Here is a 2,098-nt window from a genome sequence, read left to right on the forward strand (position 1 = left end):
ACGCTGGTGTAACTTGGAAGGTTGGCAACCGCGATAGCGAAGCTGCTGTAGCAGATCGTTACCGTAAGGGTCCTATCAGCTCTACATATGCAATGCAAACTGAAGTGGCTTCTATGAAAGCACAAAATGCCGGATTAAAAGGCGAAGTATCTGATTTGAAAGCTGAAAATGAACAAATTAAGGCTCAAAATGCAGGCTTACAAAGCGAAGTAGACCAATTGAAAGCTCAAATGGCTGCTATGATGGCTAAATTAGGTATGTAATAAGATACACATGGATGGGGATTCTCCTTGAATCCCCTACCATCGCTAATATTCGACAATGAAAAGAGGAATAGATATGAAAAAATCTACAATGCTTGCTTTCACAGCAGCAGCACTTATGAGCGCTGCATCCATTACAGGATATGCTGCTGGCTCACCAACATATGATGACAATTTGATTTTGCCTAACCCTGCTTCTACACCAACTACAGGTCCTGTTGTACTCGTTCCTGTGGCTAGCCCACAAACGGTACAAGCTTTGCATACATTTGTACAAGCATGGCAAAATGCAGAAGTTAACTATACTAAAGCTAAGATTAAACATGACAATCATGAACAATTGACTAAGGCTGAAAGTAAATGGTTACATTCTAAGGATAAACATAACTATGCGGACTACTTCCGCACACATTCCTTGGGACGTGTTCATGGCTTTGAAGTCGCATTCAACTGGAACGGCGAAAACCGTAACAAAAATGAATACGAATTCTTTGATATGCCAAAATACAATGAAAAAGATGGTTTCGTAAATAGCTACGGATTCAATGTATTACGCGGCATGGTAGACCAAATCAATGCAGTCGTTCAAAGACAAAAAGAAATCGGCGGTCCTATGACTAACGACGAAGCAAGTGCTTTGGAAGACGCAATCTTGGATATCATGGCTCAAGATCAAGAACATGTGAACAACGAAGACCTTCGTCACATGATGAACGAAACAATTTGGTACGCAGCTAAAGAAACCGTAAAAAACAAAGCAAGTGAAGAGCCTACTGCTACTGAAGAACACGTAGTAGACCTTAAAAAAGCAATCAATGAGCCAGTGGAACCTTCCGCTCCTCACACAATTGATTTGCGTAAAGCAATTCAACAATAAGATTGCTGACCGTATATCTTTAAAAAAACAATATGGCCCCTCATATGCTGATATAGGGGCCGTATATACCCTAGAACCCCTAACTAGGGCACAATAATCCTTATACGAATGACGCCACCCTTCTGGGTGGCGTCATTTGTTTTATCTGGAATTGATAACAGATGATAGATGCATATTATAGTATTATATAGAGATTTCAAATTACTATAGGCCTGTATTAATTGTAGGATGGCGTGTGTATGGTCTCTTGTGAGAAAGAACAGGCCTGTACTAATTGCAGGAAGGCATGTGTAGGGTCTCTTATGAAATAGAACAGGCCTGTACTAATTGCAGGATGGTATGTGTAGGGCCTCTTATGGAATAGAACAGGCATGTTCTATCTGTAAGATGCCATATGTATGACCTCTGATGAGATACAACAGGCCTGTAGTAATTAATAGATATAAATAGTACTAATTACTGAAATAGCATATATTGTATTTATAGTCTATAGAATTAACCATAATTATAGGTTATCATACAACATATAGTAGAATGAAAATAAATAAATACACTATACAGAAAAGGTGGAAAAAATTTCAAATTTTTAAAAATTAGGGCTTGCGCGCATCTCTTGTTTGTACTATAATAACCATACAGTCGTTGAAGCGACTGTTTCTTAATGAGGAAACACTAGATACAATCTAGATTCTTTGCTAAGTATTTTAGAATTTTTATGTAAATCCCTTATATTAAGGTGATTACAAAGTTCTAAAAAAGATTATAAAAAGTGCTTGACACTAAATAGTCAACATGTTATTATAATCTAGTCGCCAGTTGGTGAAACACTTCAAAGGAAAGTGCTTCGAAGCTAGATAAAGTCTGGTTTAACTGGTACAGATCTTTGAAAACTGAACAATGATAGGTAATCAATCATATGATTGAACATATGCCAGAGTGCGGGTTTTGACAAAGTCAA

2 protein-coding genes are annotated in these 2,098 nt (G+C 37.7%); both read left to right on the forward strand.

All coding sequences use genetic code 11. The features are described 5' to 3' along the window. A partial coding sequence (locus HMPREF1504_RS10445) for a cell division protein ZapB (RefSeq protein WP_038124170.1) occupies nucleotides 1–263 on the forward strand: 263 nt, incomplete at its 5' end. 76 nt (nucleotides 264–339) lie between these two features. After that, nucleotides 340–1,140, forward strand: a complete 801-nt coding sequence (locus HMPREF1504_RS05605; protein WP_005379713.1) for a hypothetical protein — start codon at nucleotides 340–342, stop codon at nucleotides 1,138–1,140. The last annotated feature ends 958 nt before the right edge of the window (nucleotides 1,141–2,098 follow it).

Origin of the sequence: Veillonella sp. ICM51a, assembly GCF_000524355.1 — a bacterium.
In the GTDB taxonomy this organism is placed as follows: domain Bacteria; phylum Bacillota; class Negativicutes; order Veillonellales; family Veillonellaceae; genus Veillonella; species Veillonella atypica.

What these genes read in the sequence shown, in the direction of transcription:
- HMPREF1504_RS05605 (WP_005379713.1), top strand. Translation starts at nt 340, where the DNA reads ATGAAAAAATCTACAATGCTTGCTTTCACAGCAGCAGCACTTATGAGC.